7 protein-coding genes are annotated in these 6,838 nt (G+C 71.4%); 4 read left to right on the forward strand and 3 right to left on the reverse strand.

Features of this window, described 5'->3' with window-relative positions:
* Positions 1-334 precede the first annotated feature (334 nt).
* From Q0A33_RS14785 to Q0A33_RS14795, 3 genes are all read left to right on the forward strand, one after another.
* The gene (locus Q0A33_RS14785) at positions 335-1,432 is read left to right on the forward strand and encodes an S-(hydroxymethyl)mycothiol dehydrogenase (protein WP_291798483.1); all 1,098 of its coding nucleotides are present in this window, start codon (positions 335-337) and stop codon (positions 1,430-1,432) included.
* Entirely contained in the window at positions 1,429-2,106 is a 678-nt protein-coding gene (locus Q0A33_RS14790; RefSeq protein ID WP_291798485.1) for an MBL fold metallo-hydrolase, read from the forward strand. The genes Q0A33_RS14785 and Q0A33_RS14790 overlap by 4 nt, the downstream gene beginning before the upstream one ends.
* 317 nt (positions 2,107-2,423) lie before the next feature.
* Complete coding sequence (locus tag Q0A33_RS14795) at positions 2,424-3,791, forward strand: amino acid permease (RefSeq protein ID WP_291798488.1); 1,368 nt, start codon at positions 2,424-2,426, stop codon at positions 3,789-3,791.
* Positions 3,792-3,953: 162 nt separating this feature from the next.
* Here Q0A33_RS14795 and ispF read toward each other — a convergent pair whose 3' ends face one another.
* The 3 genes from ispF to Q0A33_RS14810 all read right to left on the reverse strand — a co-directional run bounded on the left by ispF (position 3,954) and on the right by Q0A33_RS14810 (position 5,877).
* A complete protein-coding gene (ispF, locus tag Q0A33_RS14800; RefSeq protein WP_291798491.1) occupies positions 3,954-4,445 on the reverse strand; it encodes a 2-C-methyl-D-erythritol 2,4-cyclodiphosphate synthase in 492 nt (163 codons plus the stop codon).
* The gene (locus Q0A33_RS14805) at positions 4,442-5,266 is read right to left on the reverse strand and encodes a 2-C-methyl-D-erythritol 4-phosphate cytidylyltransferase (RefSeq protein WP_291798494.1); all 825 of its coding nucleotides are present in this window, start codon (positions 5,264-5,266) and stop codon (positions 4,442-4,444) included. Before Q0A33_RS14805 ends, ispF begins: the two co-directional genes overlap by 4 nt.
* A gap of 128 nt (positions 5,267-5,394) precedes the next feature.
* The gene (locus Q0A33_RS14810; protein ID WP_291798498.1) at positions 5,395-5,877 is read right to left on the reverse strand and encodes a CarD family transcriptional regulator; all 483 of its coding nucleotides are present in this window, start codon (positions 5,875-5,877) and stop codon (positions 5,395-5,397) included.
* A gap of 230 nt (positions 5,878-6,107) precedes the next feature.
* On the opposite strand from Q0A33_RS14810, the gene Q0A33_RS14815 reads away from it, so the two are divergent.
* The gene (locus Q0A33_RS14815) at positions 6,108-6,686 is read left to right on the forward strand and encodes a hypothetical protein (protein WP_291798501.1); all 579 of its coding nucleotides are present in this window, start codon (positions 6,108-6,110) and stop codon (positions 6,684-6,686) included.
* Positions 6,687-6,838 lie beyond the last annotated feature (152 nt).

Below are 6,838 nucleotides of genomic sequence, written 5' to 3' on the forward strand. Positions count from 1 at the left end.
CTCCGCGGTCGCCGGTCCGGGGCCTCGGGCGCGTGCGGAGGGCACCTCCGCTCTCCCCGCTCACGGCCGGGGCCGGGGCCGGGGCCGGAAGCATCCTCCGGCGCGGACGCGGCCGCTCGGGGCCTCACTCCCGGCGCTCGGGACACGTGCGGAATCCGCCCCGCGGACGCGGCTGTTCTGTGTCCGTCGCCGTCGTTAGAGTGGGGCCCGACACACCCCCGACGTCCCGCACTCCCGCGCGCGATGCAGCGCACCCAGGTGCTTCCTCACGCCCCGCCGGGAGCTGCGGACCCCGAGCTGCACAAGAACCCCACAGCGCACAAGAAGGAGTGACATGCCGTCAACCGTCAAGGGAGTCATCTCCCGCTCCCAGGGAGCTCCGGTGGAACTCGTGGACATCGTCATCCCGGATCCGGGCCCGGGCGAGGTCGTCGTGGACGTGAAGTCCTGCGGCGTCTGCCACACGGACTTCCACTACCGCGAGGGCGGGATCAGCGACGAGTACCCGTTCCTGCTGGGCCATGAGTCCGCCGGCGTCGTCTCGCAGGTGGGCGAGGGCGTCACGCACGTGGAGGTGGGCGACTTCGTCATCCTCAACTGGCGTGCGATCTGCGGCGAGTGCCGCGCCTGCAGGCGCGGCGAGCCCTGGTACTGCTTCGCCACCCACAACGCCGCACAGAAGATGACGCTGGCCGAGGACGGCACGGAGCTCACCGCCGCGCTGGGCATCGGCTCCTTCGCGGAGAAGACCCTGGTCGCCGAGGGCCAGTGCACCAAGGTGCCGGAGTCCGATCCCGCCGTCGTGGGTCTGCTGGGCTGCGGCGTCATGGCCGGGATCGGCGCCGCCGTCAACACCGGCGGCGTCACCCGCGGGCAGTCCATCGCCGTGATCGGCGTGGGCGGCGTGGGCATGGGCTCCGTGGTGGGCGCGCGCCTGGCCGGTGCGAGCCGGATCATCGCGATCGACCGCGACGACGCCAAGCTGGAGTGGGCCAAGGAGCGCGGCGCCACGCACACCATCAACTCCGCGGACCTCGACGAGGACGGCGTGGTCGCCGCGGTCCAGGAGCTCACCGGCGGATTCGGCGCGGACGTCGTGGTGGACGCGGTGGGCCGCCCGGAGACGTGGCGTCAGGCCTTCTACTCCCGGGACCTCGCCGGCACCGTGGTGCTGGTGGGAGTCCCCACCCCGGAGATGGAGCTCAGCGTGCCGCTGCTCGACGTGTTCGGCCGCGGCGGCAGCCTCAAGTCCTCCTGGTACGGCGACTGTCTGCCGGAACGGGACTTCCCCATGCTCGTGGACCTCTACGAGCAGGGCCGCCTGCCGCTGGACAGCTTCGTCTCCGAGCGCATCGGGATCGAGGACGTCGAGGAGGCCTTCGCGAAGATGGGCCGCGGCGAGGTCCTGCGCTCCGTGGTGGAGATCCGATGAGCGCGCGCATCGAACGCCTCGTCACCTCCGGCACCTTCTCCCTGGACGGCGGCACGTGGGAGGTGGACAACAACGTGTGGATCGTCGGTGACGACTCCTCCGTCATCGTCGTCGACCCGGCCCATGACCCCGCCGCCATCGCACAGGCGGTGGGCAGCCGGACGGTGGAGGCCATCCTCCTCACCCACGGCCACGACGACCACGTGCGCTTCGCACTCGAGGCCAAGGCCGCACTGGGCGATCCGCCCGTGCACCTCAACCCCGAGGACCGGGTGCTGTGGGACATGGTCCACGGGACGGCACCCGATGCGGAGGTGTCCGAGGGCCAGGAGTTCTCCGTGGGCGGAGTGCGCCTCACGGCCCTCCACACACCCGGCCACTCCCCCGGCTCCACGTGCTTCTCCGTGAGCGCTCCGGTGGAGCTGCCCGCGGACGTGCTCCCGGCCGGTGCCGTGAACCCCGCACCCGTGCTGCTCTCCGGCGACACGCTGTTCCAGGGCGGCCCGGGCGCCACGGGACGGTCGTACTCGAGCTTCGACACGATCATCGAGTCGATCTCGCAGCGGCTGTTCACGCTCCCGGAGGTCACCGTCGTCCTCACCGGTCACGGGGACGCGACGACGATCGGAGCCGAGAAGCCGCATCTGCAGGAGTGGGTGGACCGCGGACACTGAGCCTCCGCACGCGCCGTGCTGCTGCATGCGCCGCGCCGTGCGGGTGCACGGCGAGGCAACCCGCTTACGCACTCAGCCGCCCACTCACAGGTGGGCGGCTGAGCCGTTTCACGGGGTGGCCTCCGGGGAGCACCCGCATACCCACCCCGCCACCCCACGTATACGTGGGTGGCCGGATGGATTCGCGGGGTGACGTCAACGCCGCACCCGCGGTGCCCGCACTGCACCCCGGAGCGCACCGTCGCGTACCCGCGCCCCGGAGCGCAGCGTCGCGTACCCGCGCCCCGGAGCGCAGCGTCGTGCCCTAGAGTGCACCTGTGACTGCGCAGAATCCTGAGACCGGCCTCCGCGCCGGGATGAAGCCTCGGCATCTCGTGATGATGAGCCTGGGTTCGGCGATCGGCGCGGGGCTGTTCGTGGGCTCCGGGGCGGGCGTGGCCGCCGCCGGGCCCGCCGTCCTCGTCTCCTACGCGCTCGCCGGCCTCATCGTCATCGCGGTGATGCGGATGCTCGGAGAGATGGTCGCCGCGGACCCCCACCCCGGCGCCTTCTCCTACTACGCGGGCAAGGCGATGGGGCCGTCCGTCGCATTCGCGGTGGGCTGGCTCTGGTGGGGCACGCTGTGCCTCGTGGTCGCCGCGGAGGCCACCGCCGCCGCCCAGATCATGGCCGGCCTCGTCCCCCTCTTCCCGCAGTGGGTCTACGCCGCGGCGTTCATGGTGCTCTTCACGTGGATCAACCTGTGGGGTGTGCGGAACTTCGGCGAGTTCGAGTTCTGGTTCGCGTTCCTCAAGGTGGCCTTCGTCGTGGTGTTCCTGGTGGTGGGGGTGCTCTTCCTGCTGAATCTCACCCCGGCACCCAGCCCGGGCCTCGGCGTGATCGGGGACTCGGGGTTCGCACCCACGGGCCTCAGCGGGATCGCGGCGGGCCTGCTGGTCGTGGTCTTCTCCTTCGGCGGGACGGAGATCGTCGCAGTCGCCGCGGCGGAGACCGCCGAACCGCAGAAGTCCATCGCCCGGGCCACCCGCACCATCATCTGGCGGATCCTGTTCTTCTACATGGGCTCCGTGGCCATCATGGTCCTCGTGCTGCCGTGGGACGATCCCCAGCTGCTCGCCAGCCCCTTCGTCGCGGTGCTGAACACCGCGGGCCTGCCTCTGCTGGGAGCCGTGCTGGGACTCGTGATCGTCGCCGCGCTGCTGTCCTCCCTCAACGCCAACGTCTACGGCTCCTCCCGCATGTTCTACTCGCTGGCACGCACCGGCATGGCCCCGCGCAGGCTCGCCACCGTCAGCGGCACGGGTGTGCCGGTCCCGGGGGTGCTCGCCTCCTCCGCATTCGGCTTCGCCGCGGTGGCGCTCAACTACTTCTGGGCGGAGTCCGCGCTGGGGACGCTTCTCAACATCACCGGCGCGACCCTCCTCATCACGTGGACCTCAGCGATCGTCTCCCACATCCTCCTGCGGCGCCGTGCAGAGGCGGAGGGCAGAGAGCTGCCCCTGCGCATGTGGGGCTTCCCGCACCTGTCGTGGCTGACGCTGGCGGGAGTGGCCTGCATCGTCCTGCTGGGCATGACGGAGCCCGATGTGCGCTTCCAGCTGCTGGGCACCTTCGCCGTCACCGCCGCGCTGTGGGGACTGGGCGTGTACGTGACGCGCCGGAACACTCACGCGGCCCAGTCCTGAGCCTCCGTGCGCACGCCGGGCGTGCGCGCTCCAGTCGCACGCGTTCCGACCACGGTCACGAAAACTCCGCTTCGGCACGCAATTGCGCGGCGGGCCTGCGCTTTCGTGCACGCAGGAGCCAGCCGTGCGCGCCCCCGCCGCGCACTCCGGCCTGGGCGGGGGTCAGCGCACCGGCACCACGAGCGCGGTGGCGATCGCTGCGGCACCCTCACCCCGGCCCGTGAGCCCCAGGCCGTCCGTGGTGGTCCCGGAGACGGAGACGGGTGCGCCCACGGCTTCACTGAGCACGCGCTGCGCCTCCTCCCGCCGCGCGCCGATCCGCGGGCGCACGCACACCGCCTGCACGGAGACGTTGCCCACGGCGAAGCCGGCCTCCCGCACCAGCCGGGCCGCCTCTGCGAGCAGCTCCGCCCCCGAGGTCCCGGCCAGCTCCTGCCTGTCTGTACCGAAGTGCGCGCCCAGGTCGCCGATGCCTGCGGCCGCGAACAGTGCGTCACAGCAGGCGTGGGCCACGACATCGGAATCCGAATGCCCCTCCAGCCCGGTCTGCCCCTCCCAGAGGAGGCCGGCGATCCACAGCGGACGCTGCGGGTCCGCGGAATAGGCGTGCACATCCACGCCGGTGCCCACGCGGGGCAGGGCCGGAAGGGTCATGACGGGTTCTCCTCGGATAGGGGGTTCTGCATGGGAAGAGGCACCTGGGCGCTCTGCGGGGACGGGTGCGGGTCAGGCGGCGGCGTCTCCGCAGAGAACAGCTGCGGGTCCTCCAGCAGCAGTGCCGCAATGCGGAGGTCGAGCGGGTAGGTGATCTTCAGAGCCGATTCGTCCCCGGGCACCCCCACCACCTGCGCGCCGAGGCGCGCCGCGAGCCCGGCGTCGTCCGTGGCCGCAGGATCAGGGTCCTCATGGTGAAGGGCATGTACGCGGAACAGCACCTCCCGCGAGAAGCCCTGCGGGGTCTGCACCCTGCGCAGGGCGGAGCGGTCGAGACTCCCCGCAAGAAGCTCGCCGCCGGCAGAGGTGGGAGTGCCGAGGCCTGCCTCGACCGTGCGGACGGTGTCCGTCACCGGGAGCACGGGGACCACCGCCTCCGCACCGGCGCGCAGGGCCCTGAGGACGCGGAGGTGCACGGCAGGAGGGGTGAGGCACCGCGCTGCGTCGTGCACCAGGACGTGCTCGGCGGAGGGCACGGCTGCGAGTGCGGCGGCCACGGAACCCGCCCGGTCGTCCGCACCGGGCACCACCTCCACGGCGCACGGATGCTCACCCACGGCCTCGGCGGCAATGCGTGCGGCCTCTCCGATCAGCGCGTCCGGGGCGGCGATGACGACGGCGTCCACCGCCCCGGTCCGCACCGCACCGCGGAGAGCATGCCAGAGCAGCGGCCGGCCGGCGAGGGGCACGAACGCCTTGGGCCTGGCGGCACCCAGCCGGGTGCCGGAACCGGCGGCGGGGACGAGGAGTGCGGTGCGCATGTGACGATCCTAGGCACTGCGGCGTCGCAGGCCGGAATGCGCACCCCGCGGCCGCAGGAGCCCGAATGGGAGAAGCGGCCGAGCACCCGTGGTGATCGGCCGCTCTCAGCGTGCTGCGGCGGAGGGGCTCAGGAGGCGAGGACCTCGTCGAGGAGTGCCTCTGCCTCGTCCTCTTCCTTCTTCTCCGCCAGGGCCAGCTCCGAGACGAGCACCTGACGTGCCTTGGAGAGCATGCGCTTCTCACCGGTGGAGAGACCGCGGTCCTGCTCGCGGCGCCAGAGGTCGCGCACCACCTCGGCGACCTTGATGACGTCGCCGGACTGGAACTTCTCCAGGTTGGCCTTGTAGCGGCGGGACCAGTTGGTGGGTTCCTCCGTCACCTCCGCACGGAGCACCTGGAAGACCTTCTCGAGGCCCTCCTCGCCCACGACATCGCGCACGCCCACGAGGTCGCAGTTGTCTGCGGGGACCTCGATCACGAGATCGCCGTGCGAAACCTGCAGTTTCAGATAGAGCTTTTCCTCGCCTTTGATCGTCCGAGTCTTGATCTCCTGAACGGTAGCCGCGCCGTGATGCGGATAGACGACGGTGTCGCCGACCTGAAATGCCATATGTTCGAACCCCTTTCGCGAAGCTGAGTCTACCATGAGACACGCCGGGAAGATGAGGCACATCACGGCGGCTTGGTGATAGGGTCCCGCGCCCGCCGTCCGCCCTGCCCGCTCACCTCGGCCGCAGGCGCATTCACAGGGATCGCTGAGCGAGTTCTACGTTGGGTCGAATCAGCGGTACGATGAGAGGCGAATCCGACAGTCGCCCATCCGTCCTAGGAGCCTGGAACGTGAAGAAGAGGCCCGTGCGCATCGCACTCGCGCTCACCGCAGTCGCAGCAATCGTCCCCCTGAGCGGATGCGCCGCCCTGCTGTCCTCGCAGCAGACTGCCCAGTACGAATACAGCGGCGGCGACGGCGCATGGACCGAACTGGACGGCGTGAAGGTCCGCGGCCTGGTCTTCGCCCAGAACGAGCAGGGCGAGGCGCAGGTCTTCTACACCCTCGTGAACTCCACGAACGAGCCGCGCACCGTCTCCATCTCCGCCGGTGCCGGTTCGCCTCTCACGCACTCGCTCGAGCCCAATGAGGTCTTCGAGCAGTACCCCGCAGGCGTCGAGGCGCGCTCGGGTGCCGCCGCCTCGGAGCCGGTCATCGTCGAGGGCCTCGACGCGGTCCCCGGCGAGCAGGTCGACGTGGACGTGACCGTGGGCTCCGAGTCGGAGACCCTGCGGGTCCAGGTCCTCAACGACGAGATCCCCTACTACGACGGCCTCGTGCCCACCACCTCCCCCTCGGGAGACCCCACCGAGGACGCCGAGGACGCGTCCGGTGCACAGGGCGCCGGCGCCGAGGGCGCGGAGGGCTGAGACCCTCCCCCGCTCCGCGGAGCACGGCCTTCGCAGAGCACCGCATCCGATGAGCGCGGAGAAGGGGCGGGGGGGGGGGGGGGGGGCGGCCCCCCCGGGCCGGGGGCGGCAGGGCCCCGGGGGGCGGGGCCCGGGCCCCGGCCGCGGGCGGG

The sequence above is a fragment of the Brevibacterium sp. genome (assembly GCF_022712115.1).
GTDB classification, from domain to species: domain Bacteria; phylum Actinomycetota; class Actinomycetes; order Actinomycetales; family Brevibacteriaceae; genus Brevibacterium; species Brevibacterium salitolerans.